At 68.5% G+C, this 21,299-nt stretch carries 18 protein-coding genes and 2 tRNA genes; 2 read left to right on the top strand and 18 right to left on the bottom strand.

Annotated elements, in window-relative coordinates:
* Positions 1 to 60: 60 nt before the first annotated feature.
* The 10 genes from ACUZ2Y_RS27050 to gltX all read right to left on the bottom strand — a co-directional run bounded on the left by ACUZ2Y_RS27050 (position 61) and on the right by gltX (position 10,486).
* Positions 61 to 1,809, bottom strand: a complete 1,749-nt coding sequence (locus ACUZ2Y_RS27050; protein ID WP_476324134.1) for a non-ribosomal peptide synthetase — start codon at positions 1,807 to 1,809, stop codon at positions 61 to 63.
* A 173-nt stretch (positions 1,810 to 1,982) separates the two neighbouring features.
* Positions 1,983 to 2,483: a winged helix-turn-helix domain-containing protein gene (locus tag ACUZ2Y_RS27045; RefSeq protein WP_476324133.1), complete on the bottom strand. Its 501-nt coding sequence runs from the start codon at positions 2,481 to 2,483 to the stop codon at positions 1,983 to 1,985.
* A gap of 163 nt (positions 2,484 to 2,646) precedes the next feature.
* Positions 2,647 to 4,086, bottom strand: coding sequence for a cation:proton antiporter (locus ACUZ2Y_RS27040; protein ID WP_476324131.1), 1,440 nt, complete (start codon positions 4,084 to 4,086; stop codon positions 2,647 to 2,649).
* Entirely contained in the window at positions 4,083 to 4,313 is a 231-nt protein-coding gene (locus ACUZ2Y_RS27035) for an MbtH family protein (protein ID WP_476324129.1), read from the bottom strand. Before ACUZ2Y_RS27035 ends, ACUZ2Y_RS27040 begins: the two co-directional genes overlap by 4 nt.
* A gap of 450 nt (positions 4,314 to 4,763) precedes the next feature.
* The gene (locus tag ACUZ2Y_RS27030; protein ID WP_476324127.1) at positions 4,764 to 6,491 is read right to left on the bottom strand and encodes an AMP-binding protein; all 1,728 of its coding nucleotides are present in this window, start codon (positions 6,489 to 6,491) and stop codon (positions 4,764 to 4,766) included.
* A 524-nt stretch (positions 6,492 to 7,015) separates the two neighbouring features.
* Positions 7,016 to 7,468, bottom strand: coding sequence for a hypothetical protein (locus ACUZ2Y_RS27025; RefSeq protein WP_476324125.1), 453 nt, complete (start codon positions 7,466 to 7,468; stop codon positions 7,016 to 7,018).
* Between the two features lie 283 nt (positions 7,469 to 7,751).
* Positions 7,752 to 7,824, bottom strand: a tRNA-Glu gene (locus ACUZ2Y_RS27020).
* 72 nt (positions 7,825 to 7,896) lie between these two features.
* Positions 7,897 to 7,968, bottom strand: a tRNA-Gln gene (locus tag ACUZ2Y_RS27015).
* 100 nt (positions 7,969 to 8,068) lie between these two features.
* Positions 8,069 to 8,782, bottom strand: a complete 714-nt coding sequence (locus ACUZ2Y_RS27010; RefSeq protein ID WP_476324123.1) for an HAD family hydrolase — start codon at positions 8,780 to 8,782, stop codon at positions 8,069 to 8,071.
* A 219-nt stretch (positions 8,783 to 9,001) separates the two neighbouring features.
* Positions 9,002 to 10,486 carry a glutamate--tRNA ligase gene (gltX, locus tag ACUZ2Y_RS27005; protein ID WP_476324121.1) on the bottom strand — a complete coding sequence of 495 codons (1,485 nt, stop codon included), beginning with the start codon at positions 10,484 to 10,486 and terminating at the stop codon, positions 9,002 to 9,004.
* A gap of 97 nt (positions 10,487 to 10,583) precedes the next feature.
* On the opposite strand from gltX, the gene ACUZ2Y_RS27000 reads away from it, so the two are divergent.
* The gene (locus tag ACUZ2Y_RS27000; RefSeq protein ID WP_476324119.1) at positions 10,584 to 11,810 is read left to right on the top strand and encodes an FAD-dependent oxidoreductase; all 1,227 of its coding nucleotides are present in this window, start codon (positions 10,584 to 10,586) and stop codon (positions 11,808 to 11,810) included.
* Between the two features lie 194 nt (positions 11,811 to 12,004).
* Here the strand turns inward: ACUZ2Y_RS27000 and ACUZ2Y_RS26995 are convergent, their stop codons facing one another.
* The 4 genes from ACUZ2Y_RS26995 to ACUZ2Y_RS26980 form a co-directional block, all read right to left on the bottom strand.
* Positions 12,005 to 12,775 carry a fumarylacetoacetate hydrolase family protein gene (locus tag ACUZ2Y_RS26995; protein WP_476324117.1) on the bottom strand — a complete coding sequence of 257 codons (771 nt, stop codon included), beginning with the start codon at positions 12,773 to 12,775 and terminating at the stop codon, positions 12,005 to 12,007.
* Positions 12,776 to 12,922: 147 nt separating this feature from the next.
* Entirely contained in the window at positions 12,923 to 13,534 is a 612-nt protein-coding gene (locus tag ACUZ2Y_RS26990) for a lipoprotein (protein WP_476324115.1), read from the bottom strand.
* A 28-nt stretch (positions 13,535 to 13,562) separates the two neighbouring features.
* A complete protein-coding gene (gene cimA, locus ACUZ2Y_RS26985) occupies positions 13,563 to 15,224 on the bottom strand; it encodes a citramalate synthase (RefSeq protein ID WP_476324113.1) in 1,662 nt (553 codons plus the stop codon).
* 228 nt (positions 15,225 to 15,452) lie between these two features.
* A complete protein-coding gene (locus ACUZ2Y_RS26980) occupies positions 15,453 to 16,199 on the bottom strand; it encodes a class I SAM-dependent methyltransferase (protein WP_476324111.1) in 747 nt (248 codons plus the stop codon).
* 59 nt (positions 16,200 to 16,258) lie between these two features.
* Between ACUZ2Y_RS26980 and ACUZ2Y_RS26975 the strand changes: the two genes are divergently transcribed.
* On the top strand, positions 16,259 to 16,840 hold the full coding sequence (locus tag ACUZ2Y_RS26975; protein ID WP_476324109.1) for a CGNR zinc finger domain-containing protein: 582 nt from the start codon (positions 16,259 to 16,261) through the stop codon (positions 16,838 to 16,840).
* 72 nt (positions 16,841 to 16,912) lie between these two features.
* On the opposite strand, the gene ACUZ2Y_RS26970 is transcribed toward ACUZ2Y_RS26975, so the two are convergent.
* The 4 genes from ACUZ2Y_RS26970 to ACUZ2Y_RS26955 form a co-directional block, all read right to left on the bottom strand.
* Entirely contained in the window at positions 16,913 to 17,905 is a 993-nt protein-coding gene (locus ACUZ2Y_RS26970; protein WP_476324107.1) for an ABC transporter substrate-binding protein, read from the bottom strand.
* Positions 17,902 to 18,675, bottom strand: a complete 774-nt coding sequence (locus ACUZ2Y_RS26965; protein WP_476324105.1) for an ABC transporter ATP-binding protein — start codon at positions 18,673 to 18,675, stop codon at positions 17,902 to 17,904. The genes ACUZ2Y_RS26970 and ACUZ2Y_RS26965 overlap by 4 nt, the downstream gene beginning before the upstream one ends.
* On the bottom strand, positions 18,675 to 19,688 hold the full coding sequence (locus ACUZ2Y_RS26960) for a FecCD family ABC transporter permease (protein ID WP_476332089.1): 1,014 nt from the start codon (positions 19,686 to 19,688) through the stop codon (positions 18,675 to 18,677). Before ACUZ2Y_RS26960 ends, ACUZ2Y_RS26965 begins: the two co-directional genes overlap by 1 nt.
* Before the next feature lie 366 nt (positions 19,689 to 20,054).
* Positions 20,055 to 21,092, bottom strand: coding sequence for a 3-isopropylmalate dehydrogenase (locus tag ACUZ2Y_RS26955; protein ID WP_476324103.1), 1,038 nt, complete (start codon positions 21,090 to 21,092; stop codon positions 20,055 to 20,057).
* Positions 21,093 to 21,299: the final 207 nt, after the last annotated feature.

Genomic DNA, 21,299 nt, shown 5'->3' with positions numbered 1-21,299 from the left:
CCGATGATCCGGGGTGCGGGGCGCGGGGCTCGCGACCAGCGGTGTCGGTTCCGTCGACCGCTAGACGTTCTTGGCGTCCTGCATGATCCTGGCCAGGTCGGCCAAGTTCTCCGCCTCGAACAGCGACCGCATGGGCACGACCACCCCGTGCTCCTTTCGCATGCGGCCTGCCAACTTCGCGGCCAGCACCGAGTGCCCCCCGAGATCGAAGAAGTTGTCCGCCGGGGTCGCCGACGTGATCTTCAGCGTGTCCATCACCACGGCGATGAGGATCTGCTCGAAGGAACCCTCCGAGGGCGGGGCGGCCGAGGGCGCCGCGTCGCTCCTGGCACCCGCCGCCCGCTCCGCCAGGGCCAGCCGGTCGATCTTGCCGTTGAGCAGGGTCGGGAACTCGTCCAACACGACGATCGACGGAACCATGTGCTCGGGAAGGGCCTGGCGGGCATGCTCGCGCAGGTCCGCCGCCAAGGCGTCCACCGCGGTCGTGTCGTGCCGGGCCGAGGTCTTGACGTAGGCGACGACGTACTCGGTCGAGGCGTCCTCCCCACCGACGACCGCCGCGACGAGCTCCACGGCGGCGTGGCTCTCCAGACGCGTCTCGATCTCGCCGAGTTCGATCCGGAAACCGCGCACCTTGACCTGGTTGTCGACGCGGCCGGTGAAGTAGAGCTCGCCGTCGGCGGCTCGCCTGCCCTTGTCGCCCGAGCGGTACATCCGGCTGCCGGGCGGGCCGTACGGGTTCGCGACGAAGCGGCTCGCGGTCAGGCTCGGCCGGTTGAGGTAGCCGCGGGCCAACCCGGTGCCCGCGAGATAGAGCTCGCCTTCCTCGCCGTCGGCGCACATGTCGAGCTTCTCGTCGAGGATGTGGATCGCCGTGCCGTCCCAGGGGGTCCCGATGGTGACCTCGCCTTGGACACCCTCGATCGGGCCGCCGATCGACGCGCCGACGGTCACCTCGGTCGGGCCGTAGCCGTTGAGCAGGCGCCTGCCCTTGGACCACTCCTCGGCCAGCGACCGGGTGCACACGTCGCCGGTCGAGGTGATCGTGCCGTCGACCAGCAGGCCGTCGCTCTCGGTGATTCCGAGCGCCACCGGCGGGAGCACGGCGTGCTTGACGTCGTGGCGCAGCATGGTCTCGCGCAGCGACTCCCCCGGCAGCAGCTCATCCTGCTCGGCCATGACGAGGGTGCCGCCCTGCAGCAGGGCCAGGGTGAAGTCCCAGAACCACGCGTCGAAGCTGAACGACGCCCACTGCAGCACCCGCTCGCCGGCGCCGATGCCGTAGCGCTTCGCCTGGGTCGAGACCAGGTCGGCGACACCGTCGTGGGTGAGCGCGACGCCCTTGGGCACGCCGGTCGATCCGGAGGTGTAGATGACGTACATCAGGTGGTCGTGCGACAGCGGCGCGCGCCGCCCGGCGTCGGTGACATTGTCGTCGCGCTCCCCCGCCACGGCGGCGTCGACCGCCGGGTCGTCCACCACCAACTCCGGCACGTCGAGGTCGAGCGAGGTGACGTTCTCCGTGCGCAGCAACAGGATCGGCTTGGCATCGACGACCATGTACGTGAGCCGGTCGGCCGGGTAGGTCGGGTCCAGCGGCAAATACGCCCCGCCCGCCTTCAGCACCGCCAGAACCGCCACGATCAGCCGGGTCGAGCGAGCCAGCGCGATCGCGACCAGCGCGTCCGGCCCGACGCCGGAGGCGATCAGCCGTCGGGCGAGTCGGTTCGCGCGCGCGTTCAGCTCCGCGTAGCTGACGGCGGTGTCACCGAAGACGACCGACTGAGTATCACCCGACCTGGCAACCATGGACTCGAAAAATTCAGGCACCGTACGCAAATCGCCCGCCTCCGACTGTGAATGCTTCGTGATCATTGCGATGAATCCCGACCGTGAAAGATCTCTTTCGGCCGCGGCCCGACCGACCGACGAATCCGCGACACTGGAACCGTTCGATGGACAAGCAAGCCACCGTGGGTGGGCTACAGGGGTTCGACCACAAACCCCCGACCCCAAACGTTGCGCACCCCGAGCCCGACGAGCTGCAGCCGGCGCCGCAGTCGCATGACGTGCAGGTCGAGCGCGTTGCTCGACGAGCTGGCACCGGAGTGTTCGAGGATCTCGCGCAGCTCGTCGCGGTAGACGAGCCGACAGAAACGGGAGATCAGCGGGGCCAACATCTCGCACTGGGTCAGGGACAAGGTGACCGACGCGTCCCTGAAGTACAGGATCCCCGCGGGGTCCAACACGGGCTTGGTGTTGAGCACCGCCCGAGCGGCGAGCTGGCGGACCCTGGCCTGCAGGTCCTGCGGCACGATGGGCGGGCGAACCCAGTCCTCGTTGGGGCTCAGGTCCTCCGGCGGCGGCGCGCCGCCCTCGACGATGAGCAGGCACAGGTGACGCAACGCTGTGCACTCCTCGCGGAGATCGCTCTCCGCCGGCCAGCGGACGAATTTGACGCGGTTCTTGACATCCAACTTCACGGGACCCCCGGCACACCTTGTCGCTGTCGAGAATTGCCTTGTCGCTGTTGAGAAGCAGGCTTCTGATGGCGGTGTCGGGATCGCGGTCCCCGACCGCCCGGCCATCACGTGCCGCACAGGTGATCCACCCGGTTCGCCCCGCGCGGGCGGTTCGCCGACATCGTCAATCCGTGACGGTGTCGCCCTTCCCCCCGGTGCGCGTCCTCGGCGCCGCGAGGGTGTCGTCCGGTGCCCGCTTCAGCGACCAGCGCACCAGGGGCCCGGTCAGCGCCGTGGTGATCACCGCGACCATGACCATGATCGTGTAGGCGAGCTGGTTGATGAGGTCGGCCTGGTAGCCGATGCTCAGCACCACCACCTCGGTCACACCGCGGCAGTTCATCAGGACGCCGAAGCACCACGCCTCCCGGGCGGGCAGGCCCGCCAACCGCACCGCGCCGCCCGCGCCGACCACCTTGGTCATCACCGCCGCCACGAGGACCGCGCCGAGCACCAGCCAGGCCGTCGGGTCCGCGCCCAGGAGCCCGACGGACATCCTTAGGCCGACACCGGCGAAGAACAGGGGCAGCAGGATGATCAGCGTGAAGCCCTCCAGCCTGCGGCCGATCTCCTCCACGGCCAGCGAGTCCCTCGGCACCGCGACGCCGAACAGGAACGCGCCGACCACCGCGTGCAGCTGGATGGTCTGGGTCAGCACGGAATAGCCGATCGCCCCCGCGACCAGCACGATCGTCAGCAGCGGGCTGGACCCGAGGCGGCGCACGAGCATCGCCAGCAGCGGCCGCACGCACAGAGCGGTCACGAGCACCAGCACGAACGCCAGCACCAGGATCTCGATCCCGTGCCCGCCGGTGCCGGTCCCGGCCAGCAGGAAGGCCAGTGCGACCCAGAGCACGCCGTCACCGATGGCCGCGGCCGAGATCGAGAGCGCGCCGATGCTGGAGTTCTCCAGTTTCAGGTCGGCGAGGATGCGCGCCAGCACAGGCAGCGCCGTCACCGCCATGGCCAGTCCGACGAACAGCATCGCCTGCGGCGGCGTGGCCTTGTCGCCGGCGAGCAGGTCGCCGGTCACGTACACGATCCCCATGCCCGCCAGCAGGGGCAGGGCCATGCCGCCGATCACCGACCCCGCGACCATGCCCTTGCGCTCGATCCGCTCCGTGCGCAACTCGCAGCCCAGCAGGAAGACGAAGATGACCAGGCCCAGCTGCGCGGCCTTGTCCAGCTGTTCGATCACCGGCTGCTGGAACAGGAACGCGCTGCCCTGCGGCCACGCCAGGCCCAGCAGCGACGGACCGAGCAGCAGGCCGCCGACCATCTCGCCGAGCACCGGCGGCTGGCCGATCACGCGGGCGAGCGCCGCCAGGAGCTGGCAGGTGACCAGGATGACGACGACCGCCATGAGGAAGTGGGTGACCGCGTCGACGGCGCGCGAGCCGAACACTCCCCACAGGGGCGTCGACGCCCCGAGCGCGGCTAGCCCCGCGACCGCTCCGAGCACCGTGCGCGTGCGACCGGACGGGGACCTGTCCGCCGAGCGGGCCGCGTCGGATAACCGCGGCTGCTCGGCCCGCTCGACCAACAGTTCGTGGTGCGAGCTCATGCCGACGACCCGCCCGCGTACGCGGCCATCGTGTCCCGCGGGCGCGTGGGCCGCATGTCAGTCCAGGTCTGGTCGATGTAGTCGGCGATCTCCTGAGCCGGCGCCGGGCCGTGCGCGACCCGCCAGCCCTGGGGGACAGCCAGATCCCCCGGCCACAGCGAGTACTGCTCGTCGTCGTTGACCAGCGCCAGACAGTCCCGGCTGTCGTCCTCGAACGGATTGGACATGCGCTTCTACCCTTTTCCTGTTTGTCTGCTTAGGATCCGGAAGCACGCGGACGAAATCGCCGACAAGGTCGGCGCCGCTGACATATTCCATCTCCCCGACCACGGCCGCATTCGTGCCGATCTTTTACATATCCGTCGACCGCGCTGCGGCGATCCGCGCCAACGATAGCGACCGTACCAGCGCCGCCCACCCCGGCAACAGATTAGGTTCACATACCTGACCATGCATTTCACATATCGCAAACGGAGTAGTGAATATCGACCCACCGCCGCAGTTCAGCGCGTCGCGGTGATCCGAAATACTGTCAAGCGAATTCCCGGTCCCACCCCGCGAATTCCCTTATCGGCAACCTGACCGCCCGCTGAAGACAGGACGCCGGAGCCCGGTCCGACAACAGTCGCAATAGCGATTTCGGCGACCAGACCCGCTCGCTCGTCGAACTCTTGGCGCTACTCCCGGAGCGATTCGGGCACCGAGGGTTCGTAATCGACATACAGCGCGTTCATGGCCCGATCGAGGAACAATCCGCGCATCGCCGTGCGCTGGATCTTGCCCGCCGCGGTGCGCGGGATGCCGTTGGGCCGGTAGAAGGCCACGACCGAGGGGCGGACCCCGAATTCGTCGGCGACCATCGCCTTGATCCGCGCCGACAGCTCGCGGAGGCACGCGTCGTCGCGCCGACCCGTGATCTCATGGGTGGCGACCAGCATCGGGTCGGCCCCGGTTTCGGCGGCCGACACCGTGAACACGGCGCCGATCAGGGCGGTCTCGGCGTATCCCGACCGCATCCGCCCCTCGACCTCCTGCGGGGTGAACATCCGCCCCTCCGTTCGCAGCATCTCGTCCACCCGCCCGATGACGTACAACTCGCCGTCGTGCAGGGTGCCGAGGTCGCCGCTGCGGATGAAGCCGTCGAGGGTGAACGCCGCGGCGGTCGCGGCGTCGTCGCGCCAGTAGCCGCGGGCGGCGCTCGGACCGCGCACCCAGATCTCGCCGAGGGCGCCGGGGGGCGACTCCTCGCCGGTTCGCGGGTCGGCGACGCGGATCTCGAAGCCGCGCGGTGTCCCCGAGCTCAGCATGTCGACGCCCGTCGCCGCGGGGACGAACCGGCCGTGCTCCAGCTCGTGGTTGTCGACCTTGGTGACCACGGCCGAACGGAACGCGTCGCCCGCCACGAACGCCGTCGCCTCCGCCAGTCCATAGCAGGGGCTCAACACGTCCGCACGGAACCCGGCGGGCGCGAACCGCTTGACGAAGGCGTCCACTGTGGACGCGTGCAGCGGTTCGGCGCCGATGGCGGCGAACCGCAACCGCGACAGGTCGAGCCCGGCCACCTCGTCGTCGGTGACCCGGCCGCGGCAGATCTCGAAGGCGAAGCCGGGCGCGGCGGTGGCGGTGAGCTCGAACTTGTCGATCACCCGCAGCCAGTCGTACGGCCGTTTCAGGAAGGCCGAGGGGCGCATCACCACGGCGGTGGCACCGAGCACGAGGGCGGGCAGCAGCTGGCCGAGCAGACCCATCGCGTGGTGGTGCGGCAGCCATCCGCCCACCCGCCATTCGGCGGTCATGCCCGAGGCGGCGCACTGGTTCTCGATGTCGCGCAGGATGTTGTCCTGGGTGAGCGCCACTCCCTTGGGCGCCCCGGTGGCGCCCGAGGTGTAGTGGATCATCGCGAGCGCCCCGCGGTCGACCTCGACGGGTGTCCACAAGCCCGCGCCCGCGAGATCGCCGCGATTCGTGGCGAGCACCGGAACGCCGGTGTGCCCCTCCTCCTCAGCCCACTCGGTCACCGAGCCAAGGTTGTCGAGGTCGGTCAGGATCGCCGAGATCCCGGCGTTCGCCGCGATGTCGCACAGGCGCGCCCACTCGTGCCGATACCGGCCGGGCAGCGGAGCGGGCACCGCGACCGTCCCGGCGTAGAAGCAGCCGACGAGGGCGGCGGCGAAATCGAGCCCGGTCGGGTACAGGAGCAGGACGCGCCCGCCCTCGGGGACGCGGGCGCTCAGCCAGGCACCGGTTTTCGTCGCCTCGGCGTCCAACTGGGCGTAGGACCACTGGGGCGCACCATCGGCCGCCTCGACGTTGTCCACGAAGACCACCGCGGTGCGCTCGGGCGCCGAACGGACGTTCTCGCGAAGCACCGCGGCGACGCTCGCGGCGGATCCTGAATCGACCACGAACCCTTGTCTCCTAGGTCTTGTTCACCATTCGAAACATGCCCGAGCGCAAGAATCATGTCCTGCGCGCGCAAAGCATCGAAACCCGGAACAAAAGCGCAAAAGAAACGCCGCCATTATCCGACGGACACGGATAAGGCCCACCGATGCGGCTCGCCGACATTCACGGCCCGTCGCCCATCAGCTGCCCCTCAATGGCATCGTCCCACCCCAGCGCCGTGTTTGAGTCGATTCGACGCTAGCACGGGCAGGGGTTCACCGCCCCACTGTCCGACCACAGTGGTGAGGATCGCCCGGGCGGGTATTAGGAACTCATCAGCCAAGGTTTCGGTCACAGGTTTCGCCGTGGCAAAAGCAGTGCATACGTCGTTGCGGCACACCGCTCCCGTTAGGCGGCCTGCTCTCCAACACCGATAAGGCCCGACTCGCGCCCGGCTGGGCTTCCCCTCGTATCGTGGAGGCATCGCCTTTGAGGAGAGCGGCGATGACAATGACTGAGTCACGACGGAAGTTTGATCAGGACTTCAAGGAAGGCGCTGTGCGTCGGTGAATTTTCCGGATGGTCCAGTCAGCCAACGGCCTGCACACGTGAGGCTTGCATACGCCAGCGCACCGGTGTGGACGGTCGGTGTGATGTTTGACCGACGGCATGCCGTCGCAGTGGTCGCGGCAGCGCCGCAACTCGGCGTAGAAGTCGTCGAAAACCTTGGCGTTGAGTTCGCCATATTCAGGTCGCCGATCGCGCGCGCCCCTGGCCGTGTACCCGGCGGGGTGGCGATGTGCTTGCGCGCGTAACCCTCGTAGGTGCCCTTGGCCCGCGGTCCGATGTCGGCCACCTTGAGGTGCTCGGTGATCAGTTCCATGAGCGAGGCGTTGGTCTTCGGCTGCCGCTTCTCGGCTACCTGCCGAACCAACCTCGCCCGGGCTTCGTCGGCCAAGTCGGTGGCCTCGGGCCCATCCGGAACGACCTCGGTCAAGATAGAGATCCTTGCCGGTCAGCACGTCGACGCCCGCGTAGACACGAACCCGCAGCGATCCGCTCGGCAGTGTCTGAATACTCCCCCGTGGACGCGAGCGCCCGGGAGGGTTCCCCCTTGTTCCCCCCATGGATCCACGGTACGCCTGGTCTGCCATGGCATGAACCATGTCACGCCGTCCTCTCCACAATCGGCTGGAGAGGGCATTGAGCATGGGGATCGAGCGAACAAAGAGGCGGTCTACCAGCAAATATTCTCCGCTGGTAGACCGCCGACTTCTCTGTAGCCCCGACGGGATTTGAACCCGCGCTACCGCCTTGAGAGGGCGGCGTCCTAGGCCGCTAGACGACGGGGCCAAGGAACTTTCGTCTTAAGTTATGTTGTCTTACTGGCGGGAATCCTACCAGATGGCTGTGGACTCTTTACCGCTGGGGTACCAGGACTCGAACCTAGACTAACTGAACCAGAATCAGTCGTGCTGCCAATTACACCATACCCCAATGGCTATTCGATCAGCCCTGTCCGGATCTCTCCGTTAGTGCTGTTCGGGGTGCCGGAGAAGATGTTAGACCACACCCCGCACCGAAGAGAAATCGGGGCCTACCGGCGTGGGGTGGGGACTCCGGAGGCGCTGGTCAGTGTCGGTGTGCGGTAGTCCGTGACGAGGAGTTCGGGCAGGTCGGCGAGGGTTTCGATCACGGGCACGATGGTGTCGGGGTGTTCGTTGCCGCCGGTGCGGTCCAGCCAGACGCCGTGCAGACCCGCTGCGCGGGCGGCGAGGGCGTCGAGGTCGAGGCGGTCGCCGATGTGCAGGGTTTCGCTTGGGTGCAGGCCCAGTTGGGCGCAGGCCGCGTGGAAGATCGCCGGGTCGGGCTTGGCGACGCCCAGTTCTCCGGCGCTGACGACGACGTCGAAGTACCGGGAGATGCCTTGTGCGGCCAGGCGTGCGCGCTGGTGGGGGGCTGAGGCATTGGTCACAGCGGCGATCATGAAACCGGCGGCGCGGAGCCAGTCGAGGCAGGGGCGGGCGTCGGGGAACAGGGTCCACGCCTGGCGCATCTGGGTGAGTCTGCGGTCTTCCAGCACCGCCACCGCGTCGTCGTCGAGGAGGGCGCCCAGGTCGGCGAGGAACGCCTTCGTGCGGGTGCGGCGCATCGTGTCGTAGTCGAGTTCGCCGGAGACGACCATGGCGCTGTGCTCGTCGGTGACGCGCTGCCAGGCGGGCCACATGTCGTCGCGGCCGATCAATTCGGTGAGTGCCGATCTTGCCGAGCCAGTGAAATCGATCACCGTGTCGTCAATATCCAGGCACACCGCGTGAATTGTTGGCGGGCAGTGATCGCGGGTCAGCGCTCCGGGCGTGGCCGTCGGCAACATAAAAGACATGAGCGCTGATGTCATTCAGCGACGATAGATTGTCGAACGACCTTTTCGATTCGTCTGCACAGGTGATATTTCGGCTACTTGCACGGTCAAGCACGAACGCGCCGCGATAGGCCCGAAGGGGTTCTATCGCGGCGCGTTCGGAAAGCGTTACGGCAGTGCGGCGCGCAGCCTCGAGAGGGTGCGGTCGCGGCCGAGCAGCTCCAGGGACTCGTACAGCGGCGGGGACACCGTGCGACCGGTCGCGGCGACCCGCACGGGGGCGAAAGCCTTCCGCGGCTTGAGACCCAGGCCGTCGATCAGCGCCGCCTTGAGCGCCTCCTCGATGGCCGGGGTGGTCCACTCGCCGAGGCCCTCGAGCGCCTCGATGCTCGCGTCGAGGACGGGCTTGGCGTCCGGCCCGAGCGCCTTCGCCGCCGAGTCCTCCTCGGGGGCGAATTCGTCCTCGGGGGTGAACAGGAACCGCATCATCCCGGCTGCGTCGGCGAGCACTATGACTCGCTCCTGCACCATCGGCGCGATCGCGTCCACTGTGGCCACCTGCTCGGCGGTCGGCTCAGCCGGGAGCAATCCGGCGGAAATCAGATAAGGCAGCGTCCGGCTGACGAACTCCGCGGGGGCCAGCGCGCGCACGTGTTCGGCATTGATGGCTTCGGCCTTCTTGAGGTCGAACCGCGCGGGATTGGAGCTGACTTTGCCGATCTCGAATGCCTCGACCATCTCCGCCATGGTGAAGATGTCGCGGTCGTCCGCAATGGACCAACCGAGCAGCGCGAGATAGTTGAGCATTCCTTCCGGGACGAATCCGCGCTCGCGGTAGGCGAACAGATTCGACTGCGGGTCGCGCTTGGACAGTTTCTTGTTGCCCTCGCCGCGCACCAATGGCATGTGTCCGAAATGCGGGGTGAACTCGGCGACGCCGACCCGCTGCAATGCCTCGTACAGCGCGATCTGTCGCGGCGTGGACGGCAGCAGGTCCTCGCCGCGCAGCACGTGGGTGATCCGCATGAGGGCGTCGTCGACCGGGTTGACCAGGGTGTAGAGCGGCTGGCCGTTCGCGCGGACCAGCACCGGGTCGGGCACGCTCCCGGCCGGGAAGCTGATGTCGCCGCGGATGAGGTCGGTGAAGCCGATGGCGCGGTCGGGCATGCGCAGCCGCAGGGTCGGTTCGCGGCCCTCGGCACGCCGTTTAGCCCTGTCCGCCTCGGTGAGGTCGCGGTCGAAGTTGTCGTAGCCGAGCTTCGGGTCCTGCCCGGCCGCCTTGCGCCGCTCCTCCACCTCCTCGTTGGTGGAGAACGACTCGTAGAGCTCGCCCGCCTCGGCCAGCTTCCGGATGACGTCGGCGTAGCGGTCACCGCGCCGGCTCTGCCGGTACGGGCCGTAGTCGCCGCCGACCTCGGGGCCTTCATCCCAGTCGAGTCCGAGCCAGCGCAGCGCGTCGAGGAGAGCTTCGTAGCTCTCCTCGGAGTCGCGCGCGGCGTCGGTGTCCTCGATGCGGAAGACGAGTTTGCCGCCGTTGTGCCGGGCGAAAGCCCAGTTGAACAGCGCTGTACGGATGAGCCCGACGTGCGGGGTGCCGGTCGGAGACGGGCAGAAGCGGGCTCGGACTGGGGTGTTTGCGTCAGGAGTGCTCATGGCCCGATCAGCGTATCTCTGCCGATCGTGCTTGACCGACTCGACGCCCGGGTGCATCCTGAGATTATTCAACTGGCGTTGAAAAAGGGAGATCACCATGGATCGCACGACGGTGTGCGTGGCGGGCGGCGGGCCCGCGGGGATGGTTCTGGGGCTGCTGCTAGCAAGGGCAGGCATCGAGGTCACGGTGTTGGAGAAGCACAACGACTTCCTGCGTGACTTCCGCGGCGACACCGTGCACCCGCCGACCTTGTACCTGCTCGACGACCTCGGCCTCGGCAAGCAGTTCGCGGCGCTGCCGCAGAGCCGGATCCAGCAGGTCCAGGTGCCGTACAAGGGCGGCTCACTCGTCGTGGGCGACCTGTCCCTGCTGCGCGGCAGGCACGACTACATCGCGATGGTCCCCCAGTGGGATTTGCTCGACCTGCTGGCCAAGGCCGCGCGTGAGGAGCCGACATTCACTCTGCGGATGGGCACGGAGGCGACCGGGCTGGTCCGCGAGAACGGCCGCGTCACCGGCGTGACCTACACGACGAGAGACGGTGGGAGCGGCCGGATCCAGGCGGACCTGACAGTCGCCTGCGACGGCCGGACTTCGCTCCTGCGGGCCAAGGCGGGCCTGCGGTCGAAGTCCTATCCGACCCCGATGGACGTCTGGTGGTACCGCCTTCCCAAGCACGACGGCGACCCCTCGGGCATCGTCGGCCTGCTCGGCAACCACCGTGCCGCCGTGATGATCGACCGCGCCGACTACTGGCAGTGCGCCACCCTCATCCGCAAGGGCACCGACGCGCAGGCCCGCCGAACCCCGATCGAAAACCTGATGCGGGACATGGCCGATGCGGCTCCATGGCTGGCCGACCGCGCCGACGCCTTGTCCTCCTGGGACGACGTGAAGGTGCTCGACGTCAAACTCGACCGCCTGCGCCAGTGGCACATCGACGGCCTGCTCTGCCTGGGCGACGCGGCCCACGCGATGTCCCCGGTCGGCGGGGTCGGGATCAACCTGGCCGTTCAGGACGCGGTGGCGGCGGCCCGACTGCTCGCGGCCCCGATCAAGCGCGGCACATTGTCCACAAAGGACCTGGCAAGGGTGCGGCGCAGGCGGCTGCTGCCCACGGTCGTGGTGCAGACGATGCAGCGGATCGCCCACGCGAAGGCCCTCAAACCCGCGCTGGACGGCGAGGTGAACATCGCCCAGTCCGTCGTCCCGCCAAGGCCCCTGCGGCTGATGGCCCGAATCCCGGCGCTGCGCCGAATCCCGGCCCTGATCGTCGGCCGGGGCCTGCTCACCGAACCGACCCCGGTTTTCGCCCGCCGCTGACCACGCGAGTCCCCACCTCCCGACGATGAGTTCTCACTTCCCGACAGTGGGTTCCCACTTCGGCCACGGTGAAGCGGGAGCCATCGACTCGAAATGAGAACTCACTGTCGGGAAGGGGGAACTCATCGTCGGGAAGGGGGAACTCGTTGTCGGGAAGGGGGAACTCGTTGTCGAGAAGGGGGGCTCGCGGGGGTTTAGCGGAGGGTGACTGGGTTGGTGAGGGTGCCGAGGCCGGCGATGGAGACCGAGACGCTCTGGCCGTCCTTGATCGGGCCGACGCCCGCGGGGGTGCCGGTCAGGATGATGTCGCCGGGGAGCAGCGTCATCACGGCGGAGACCCATTCGACCAGCTTGGCCACGTCGTGGATCATGAACGCGGTGCTGGAGTCCTGCTTGACCTCGTCGTCCACAGTGGTCTTGATGTCGAGGTCGTCCGGCGCGACCGTGGTGTCGATCCACGGCCCCAGCGGGCAGAACGTGTCGTGTCCCTTGGCCCGGGTGAACTGCCCGTCGGCCTTCTGCTGATCGCGCGCGGTCACGTCGTTGGCGATCGTGTAGCCCAGGATCACGTCCTTCGCGCGCGCGGCCGGGACGTCACGGCACGGCATGCCGATGACGACCGCCAACTCGCCTTCGAAGTCGACGCGCTCGGAGTCACGCGGCAGCTTGATGGCCGCGCCGGGGCCGACGACCGTCGTGGACGGCTTCATGAAGATGATCGGGTGGGCCGGGGCCTCCCCGCCCATCTCCTTCGCGTGGTCGGCGTAGTTCTTGCCGACGCACACGATCTTCGTGGGCAGGATCGGGGCGAGCAGCCGGGTGTCGGCCAGCGGCCACCGGCGTCCGGTGAACGTGGGCGTCCCGAAGGGATGCTCGGCGATCTCGGCCGCGACCAGGTCGTTCCCGTCGCCTTCGACGGCGACGAAGGCGACACCTTCCGGATGGGCAATTCGAGCGATACGCACGGACACACCCTAAGCCGTCCCCCGCGAGTCGCCCCTCCCGGCAACCGAGTCGCCCCTCCAGGCGAATGAGTTCGACATTCGGGCCCGCGAATGTCGAACTGACTTGCCGGGAGGGGCGACTCGTTTGCCGGGAGGGGCGACTCGCGGTCAGCGCTCGGTGGGGGTGAGGGTGTCCTTGGCCAGGAGGTAGCCGGGCAGGGCCTTGTCGTAGTCGGCGCCGTCGTCGGCGGTCACGGAGACGACCACCGACCGCAGCGGCGTCACCATGGCGAACGCGCGGGCGCGGGCGCCCTGGTCTTTGACGTAGGTCACCTCGACCCCCTCGCCCATGCCGACGCTCGTGTCGCGGTACCGCGGGTCGGAGATGGCGCCCTCGCTCCCGAGGAACTTCTCCAGCGCCCCGCGCGGGGTCGCGCCTGCCTCACGGCCCACCCACGCCCGCAGGAACGCCGCCTTCCCACTGCTCTCCTTGACCTGGCAGGCCAGGGTCAGACCGCCACGCGGCGACCCGCCCGGGGGCTGGGGCACGACCTCCCACTGCTCGGCGATGTCGAACGCCACCGGCATCGGGCAGTCGTCCGGCATGCCGACCTGCTTCGCCGAAGCCGCGGGCGTCGCACGCGCGTGCCAGACGTCGGAGGCGGGGGGCGCCGAACTGGGCGGCGGCGCGGCGTTGCCCGGCGGAGTGCCGCCGCCCGCACACCCGGTGACCACGATCGCCACCGACACGATTGCCGCCGCTACCTGAATCCGACGCACCCGACTGCCTCCTCTGCCCTGAAGGGGCCTACGGACGCAGGCCCCCACCTGTCGGCACACCCGACCGGACACGCATGGCCTTGTGCGTCAGCGCGTCGCAGAGGGCCAGCCAACTGGCCTCCACGATGTTGCCGTGCACGCCGACCGTGGTCCATTCGAGCCCGTGGTCCGTGGACTGCACCAACACCCTGGTGACGGCATCGGTGCCGTGTTCGGTTGCACGCGGGCTGCCACCTGAGGTCAGAATCCGAACCTTGTAGTCGGTCAGCTCGACCTCGTCGATCCACGGCAGGTGCGGCACCAGCGCCTTGCGCAGCGCCGCGTCGAGCGCGTGGACCGGCCCGTTCCCCTCCGCCGTGGCGATGACCCGACGGCCCGCGACGTGCACCTTCACCGTGGCCTCGGAGACGACCTCGCCGTCGATGCGGTGGTCAAGGATCACTCGGTAGGACTCCAGTTCGAACGGCACACGGACCGCCTCAGCGCCGCCGACCTCGTCGCGCAGCAGCAGTTCCAGGGAGGCGTCGGCGGCCTCGAACGACCAGCCGCGCGCCTCCAGTTCCTTGACCTTGGCCAGCGCGTTGTTCAGCGCGTCAGGCCTGCCGGCCAGGTCGACCCCGAGCTCGTGTCCCTTGAGCTCCAGGCTGGCCCGGCCGGCCATCTCGGTGACCAGCACCCGCATGTCGTTGCCGACGATGACCGGATCGATGTGGTTGTACAGCTCCGGGTCGACCTTGATCGCGCTCGCGTGCAGGCCCGCCTTGTGGGCGAACGCTGACGTCCCGACATAAGCCTGGTGGGTGTCGGGAGCGATGTTGGCGATCTCGGCCAGAGCATGGGAGACCCGGGTGAGCTCGGGCATGGCTTCGGCGGGTAGCGCCCGCATGCCGAGCTTGGTCACGAGATTTCCGATCACGGCGAACAGGTCGGCGTTGCCCGCCCGCTCCCCGTAACCGTTCGCGGTGCACTGGACGTGGCTCGCGCCCGCCTGCACAGCCGCGACGCTGTTGGCCACCGCGCAGGACGTGTCGTCCTGGCAGTGGATGCCGACTCGGAAGCCGGTGCGGTCGATGACCGTGCGGACCGTCTCGGCCAGGCCGAGCGGGAGCTGTCCGCCGTTGGTGTCGCACAGGACGGCGACGTCGGCGCCCGCCTCCATACCCGCGCCGATGACGCGCAGCGCGGTGTCGGAGTCGAATGCGTAGCCGTCGAAGAAGTGCTCGGCGTCGAGGAACACCCGCCTGCCCTCGGCGACCAGGAACGCCACGGTGTCGCGCACCATCTCCGCGGCCTCGTCGACGTCGGTGCGCAGGGCGAGTTCGATGTGGCGGCGGTCGGACTTGGCGACCAGGGTGATGACCGGGGCCTGCGAGTCGAGCAGGGCCCTGACCTGCGGGTCTGTCGCGGCCTTGGCGCCCGCGCGCCGGGTCGAGCCGAACGCGACGAGCGCGGCGTGCTTGAGGTCGAGTTCCTTGGCCGCGCGGGCGAAGAACTCGGTGTCCTTGGGCATGGCGCCCGGCCAGCCGCCCTCGATGAAGCCGACGCCCACGTCGTCGAGCAGGCGGGCCACCGCGAGCTTGTCGGTGACGGAGTAGGAGATGCCTTCCCGCTGGGCACCGTCGCGCAGGGTGGTGTCGTAGACGTGGAAGGTGTCGCCGAGCGGTGTGCCTGCGGGCGTCGTGCGGGTCACGGAGGGCTCCTGGGTCAGAGGGCATTTCGTTGGCCGGAAAACAAAAAGACCCCCCGCATGGATGCAGGAGGTCAGCGCGCCGGGTGTGTAGCTCTGCTACCCAGCGCGCTCATCAATAATGATCATGGAGAAAGTGGCCACGGCCTGATAGTGCCACAGTGGACGCGGCGGTACCAACTCGCGGACCCAGGTTCCCAAGCCCTGGGACCCGCGAGTCGGCGCCGCAGGTCAGCGGACCGCGACCACGACGTGGTCGTCACCGAACTGCCAGACCGGACCGGCGGCGGCGAAGCCCGCACCGGTCAGATAGGCCACGTACTCGCCCACCGTGAGGCCGCTGGAGGAGTCATGGGAGATGGTGACCTCGGAGTGCGCGGCGGCCAGGTCGCCCATCCCCGGCTCGGCGAGCACGGCGCCCCACCAGGCCCGCCAGTCCTCGTTGTCGACGACCCCCACCCGCTTCGCGCGCGCCTCCCGGACGACCTTGGCGAACTCGTCGAGCGGACCCTCCAGGTTCATGTTGTCGGCGTTGACCAACACCCCGCCGGGCCGGAGCCTGCCCGCGGCCGTGGCGAACACCTGGGTCAACTCGGCAGGCGCGAGCCAGTGCAGGGCGGTGCTGGACACCACGGCGTCCCACTCCCCCGCCATGCCCACGGCGTCGGCCCAGCCCGGCTCATCCAGGAGCGCCCGGACGAACCGAACGTCGGCCCGGGCGGCGGAGTTCGCCATCTCCAGCAGCAGCGGGTCGGCGTCGACACCGACGACCTCGGCATGCGGCAGCGCATCGGCGAGACGCTCGGCCAGCGAGCCGGGACCACAGCCGATGTCGACGATCCGTGGCTTGGCGATACCCGCCGTGGCCTGCCGGACGATGTCGATGACGACCCGGAACCGCTCTTCCCGATCGGCGACGTAGCGCTCCTGCTGGGTGTCCCACCGGTCCAGCCACTTCCGTGCGGTTATCGTGTCCACAAGCCCCTCCAGTAACTGACGTATTTCAGAACGACAGTGACAAACCTAGAGAAGAGGACGTGACTGGTCAAGTGAATTTCGACAGTCACTCAAGCGTGGTCGCCGAGGCGGCACTGGCGTTGATGAACGAGGTGTCCCCGGGCTACCGCCGCGGCCGCCCGTTCACCGCGCCCGACGATCTTCCTGAGGCCATGACTCAGGCGATCGCGTCGGTCAACCCCAAGTGGGGCGGCCCGCCTGATGACATCACCGCGGCGAAGTTGGCGGCGTGGGCGGTGCGGCTGCACGCGGCCATCACAGCCCTGGACTCGGGCGATGTCGACAAGGCGTGCGTCGAGGTGAACCTCGTGATGCGTGAGGCGGGGGCACTGCCCACGTTGGCTCGGCACGACGACGAGCCATGGCACCTGCACTACCACGCGGTGGACGTGCCTTGGGCTGAGAGCTGGGCGTCGTCGATGGCGACGAGTCTGGCGATCGTGTTGGGCAACGCTTCCATTGAGCGGCTGGGTATCTGCAACGCGCCCGCGTGCGATCGGGCTTATTTGGACGTTTCGCGCAACGGGACCCGGCGGTTCTGTTCGACTGCCTGCCAGAACAGGGTCAAGGCGGCGGCGTTCCGAGCGCGCCAGTCGGGCTGAGTTCGATGCTGGGTGCCTGCTTGGGTGGTTCGGCCCGTCGCGTTTCGTGGGGCTGTTGGTGGCGGATGGCCCTTAGACCGCGGTCAGGAACTTGTTGAACTCCACGATCGCGGCCGGGTTTCGCGGTCCCTCAACCAACGCGGCATATGGCAGCACATAGAAGCGCTTGTTCTGGATGGCGGGCACGCTCGCCAGCGCCGGATGCGAGAGCAGGAACTGCTTCTTCGCCTCAATGCTGTCGCTAGGCCCATCGCCATAGTCGTTGATCAGAATCACCTCAGGCGCCCGCCGCACCACGGACTCCCAGCTCACCGTGGTCCAACTGTCATCCAGATCGCCGAAGATGTTGTCCCCTCCAGCTTTCGCGATGATCTCCTGCGGCCCGGCGTTGCGCCCCGACGTGAACGGCTGGTCGATCCCGGCGTCGTAAAGGAACACCTTGGGCCGCTTCCAGTCCGCCGGCAACGCCTGGGCCGAAGCGACCTGCTTCTGGTAGCCCGCAACAAGTTCATCCGCCCGCTGCCGCACGCCGAACGCAGTCCCGAGGTTGCGCAGGTCCGTGTAGAGCGCCTCCAGCGGGTCCATGATCCCCCGCTGCTTGCCCACCCCGTTGCGGCACGACTCGGTCAGCAGGTAACTCTGGACTCCCAACGCTTTGAGGCTGTCCGGTGTGAGTCCCTTCGTCTCGTTGAACCCGTAGTTCCACCCGGCGAACACGAGATCCGCGTTGGCGCCCTGGATCGGTTCCAGGGCGATGTCCTCGGCGATGCGCGCGACCTTCTCGAAGTCCGCCTTCCACGGGGAACTCGCGATGCCGCGGTCCTGCCCATGGTCCACTGTGTACCCGGCCATCCGGTCGGCCAGGCCGAGCGCGAACATGATCTCGGTGATGCCGATGTCGTTGGCCACCACCCGCGACGGCGCGCGGTCGAACGTCACGTCCGCGTCGCAGTTGCGGATGGTCACCGGGTATCCCTGCGCGGGGGCCGAATTGTCGGCCGCGATCCGCGCGCCGCACGCGGTCGTGGTCAGCATTACCGCGACAGCCAGGACTCGGGTCTTCACTGGATCTCCTCTTGGTGGACGAGCCGGTCGTAGAGCAGTTGTGGGGCACCGGAAACGGGATGTTCGACGACGAACGCCCGCACGCCGAACACCTCGGCGACCAGGTCCGGGGTGAACACTTCGGCGGGTCGTCCACTGGCGACGATCCGGCCCTCGGCGAGCACGTGGACGCGGTCGCAGTAGGTGGCGGCGAGGTTCAGGTCGTGCAGCACGGTCAGCACCGTCAGGCCGGTGCCCGCGACGAGTGCGAGGATTTCGTGCTGGTGGCGGATGTCGAGGTGGTTGGTCGGCTCGTCGAGCACGAGAACCTTAGGCTGCTGCGCCAAAGCGCGGGCGACGAGCACTCGCTGCCGCTCCCCGCCGGACAGGGTGAGCACGCTGCGCTCGGCGAGGTGGGTGGCGTCGACGCGTTTCAACGCCTCCGCGCAGATCGCGGCGTCGGCCTCGTTCTCGCGCTCGAAGGTTCCCTTGTGCGGCAGGCGGGCCATGGCGACGACCTCGGCGACGGTGAAGTCGAGGTCCACCTGACTGTCCTGGGTGACCGCGGCAAGCTGACGGGCGCTGTCCTTCGGCGCCATCGTGGCGAGCGGATCGCCGCCGAGCAGCACAGCGCCCGCGTCCGGGGTCAGTGAGCGGTAGACGCAGCGCAAGGTGGTTGTCTTGCCACTTCCGTTGGGTCCCACCAGACCCACGACGGTGCCGGTGGCCGCGGTGAGCGAGACGTCGGACACGATCGTGCCGACGGAGAGGTCGCGGAGTTCGATGTCCATCAGCGGCCACCGAACACGTAGCCGCGGCGGCGCATCAGGAACACGAAGCACGGCACACCGACGACCGCCGTGATCACGCCCAGCGGCAGTTCCTGCGGCGCGGCGACCGTGCGCGCCACCAGGTCCACCCAGATCAGGAACACCGCGCCCGCCAACGGCGCCACCGTCAGCACCCGCCGGTGGTCAGCGCCGACCACCATCCGCACCAGGTGCGGCACGACCAGCCCGACGAACCCGACCGCGCCGCTCACCGCGACCAGCGTCCCGGTGAGGACCGAGGACACGACGAACAGCGTGCGGCGCAGGGCGGTCGGGTCGACGCCCAAGGTCAATGACGTCTCGTCGCCCATGGACAAAGCGTTGAGGGAGCGCGCTATCAGCCGCAGGTAGACGAGACCGATGACCACAACCGCGGTCGACAGCGGCAGCATCGCCCAGGTGGCCGCGCCGAGGCTGCCCAGCAGCCAGAACAGCACCGATCGGGCCGCTTCCCCGTGCGGCGCCAGGAAAATCAACACCGTCGTGACCGCCGAGAAGGCGTACGCCATCGCGGTCCCGGTCAGCACCAGGCGAAGCGGTGTGAGGCCCTGCGAGGTCCGGGCGGCGACGTAGACGAGCACCGTGGCGACCAGCGCACCCAGTGACGCCGCCACCGACAGCGCGTAGAGGCCCATCGACGCGAACACCCCGAACACGACCACCGTCGACGCGCCGACCGACGCCCCCGAGGACATGCCCAGCACGAACGGGTCCGCCAACGCGTTGCGCACCATGGTCTGCACGACGACACCGACCACGGACAGCCCCGCGCCGACGACGGCCGCGAGCAGCACCCGGGGCAGTCGGATCTCCCACACGATCCGGTACGTGCCCGCGTCGGCGTGGTCGATGATCCCGCCGAACAACGCCGCGCGCAGGTGGGTGACGGTGTCGGCGAGGGGAACCCGGACCGGACCGAGCGCGACACCGCACACCACGGACACCAGGAGCGCCACGGTCAACAGCGCGACCATCGGCGCGAGCGGGCGTCTGGACAACGGGACAGGGGCGGACACGGGCACCTTTCGGAGTGCGGGTCCGAAACGAAACCCGCGACTCCGGCACGCGCGCGTCGACGCCGGAAGGGACTTCGCCCGCAGACCTCGGCGGGAGAGAGCTGGCTTGCGCGGGTTGTCAGGTGGTCGGGCTCGTCCGCCGTGCGGCGGACCTACCGTTGCGGGTCAGCGCCGGATTTTGACCGGTCTTCCCCTTCGAACCGCGGATGAAGTTGTGGCACGCATGGTGGTGGCACAGCGACGACGCTGTCAACGCACCATGCCCTTCACGTGCGAATGGCCACACCCGCCGCAGCGGATGTGGCCATTCGGACGTGCTTTGTCCTAGCCGACGCGCACGTTTGACGACACCAGTGCCGCCAACCGGTCGCCGATGGCGAACGTGCCGCCGGGCGAAGCGTGGTCGCGGGTGGCGAGGTCGAACGCCACCGACGCCTCGATGCGCCGGGCCGACTCGCTCTGGCCCAGATGGTCGAGCAGCAGCGCGACCGACAGCACGGCGGCCGTCGGGTCGGCGATGCCCTGGCCCGCGATGTCCGGCGCGCTGCCGTGCACCGGCTCGAACATGCTCGGGTTGCGCTTGGTGATGTCGAGGTTGCCGCTGGCCGCGAGGCCGATTCCGCCGGTGACCGCCGCCGCCAGGTCGGTGAGGATGTCACCGAACAGGTTGTCGGTGACGATCACGTCGAAGCGGGTCGGGTCGGTCACCATGTGGATGGTCGTGGCGTCCACATGCTGGTAGGCCACCGTGACCTCGGGGTGCTCAAGCGAGACCTCCTCGACCACGCGCGACCACAGCGAGCCTGCGTGGGTGAGGACGTTCGTCTTGTGCACCAGCGTGAGGTGCTTGCGCGGACGGGCCGAGGCACGGCCGAACGCGTCGCGGACCACCCGCTCGACGCCGAACGAGGTGTTGACGCTCACCTCGGTGGCGATCTCGTGCGGAGTGTCCTTTCGCAACAGACCGCCGTTGCCCGCGTAGAGGCCCTCGGTGCCTTCGCGGACGACGATCATGTCGATCTCGCCCGGGTCGACGATCGGGCTCTTGACGCCCGGGTAGAGCCGCGCCGGGCGCAGGTTCACGTGGTGGTCGAGTTCGAACCGCAGACGCAGCAGAAGGCCGCGCTCCAGGATGCCGCTCGGCACCGAAGGGTCGCCGACCGCGCCGAGCAGGATCGCGTCGTGCTCACGCAACTCGCCGAGCACCGACTCCGGCAGCAGCTCACCAGTCGCGTGCCAACGCGACGCGCCGAGGTCGTAGCGGGTGATCTCGGCGGTCGGAACGACCTCGCCCAGCACTTTGAGTGCCTCAGCGATGACTTCCGGCCCGATCCCGTCACCTGGGATCACCGCGAGCCGCATGCACACACCTCCCGGAGTATCGGCCCGAACTGACAGGGCCTCGTAGACGAACGAAAGGCTACCGGCAATAGGCCCGATTGCCGCACCTCGCCACCCCTCTGGGTGGTTTCATCACACCTCGACCGTGCTCCAACTACACCTGCGGTGCCCAAACCGGCTGAGAGACAACCGTTCCGGGCACGCGGGCGGAAAGATCGCGCATCCCAG

This window comes from Actinokineospora sp. UV203 (assembly GCF_056323665.1).
Note: the sequence above shows the minus strand (reverse complement) of the source record. Positions and strands in the feature narration are given on the sequence as shown.

What these genes read in the sequence shown, in the direction of transcription:
- ACUZ2Y_RS27050 (WP_476324134.1), bottom strand. Translation starts at nt 1,809, where the DNA reads ATGGTTGCCAGGTCGGGTGATACTCAGTCGGTCGTCTTCGGTGACACC.
- ACUZ2Y_RS27040 (WP_476324131.1), bottom strand. Translation starts at nt 4,086, where the DNA reads ATGAGCTCGCACCACGAACTGTTGGTCGAGCGGGCCGAGCAGCCGCGG.
- ACUZ2Y_RS27035 (WP_476324129.1), bottom strand. Translation starts at nt 4,313, where the DNA reads ATGTCCAATCCGTTCGAGGACGACAGCCGGGACTGTCTGGCGCTGGTC.
- gltX (WP_476324121.1), bottom strand. Translation starts at nt 10,486, where the DNA reads ATGAGCACTCCTGACGCAAACACCCCAGTCCGAGCCCGCTTCTGCCCG.
- ACUZ2Y_RS27000 (WP_476324119.1), top strand. Translation starts at nt 10,584, where the DNA reads ATGGATCGCACGACGGTGTGCGTGGCGGGCGGCGGGCCCGCGGGGATG.
- ACUZ2Y_RS26965 (WP_476324105.1), bottom strand. Translation starts at nt 18,675, where the DNA reads ATGGACATCGAACTCCGCGACCTCTCCGTCGGCACGATCGTGTCCGAC.
- ACUZ2Y_RS26960 (WP_476332089.1), bottom strand. Translation starts at nt 19,688, where the DNA reads ATGGTCGCGCTGTTGACCGTGGCGCTCCTGGTGTCCGTGGTGTGCGGT.
- ACUZ2Y_RS26955 (WP_476324103.1), bottom strand. Translation starts at nt 21,092, where the DNA reads ATGCGGCTCGCGGTGATCCCAGGTGACGGGATCGGGCCGGAAGTCATC.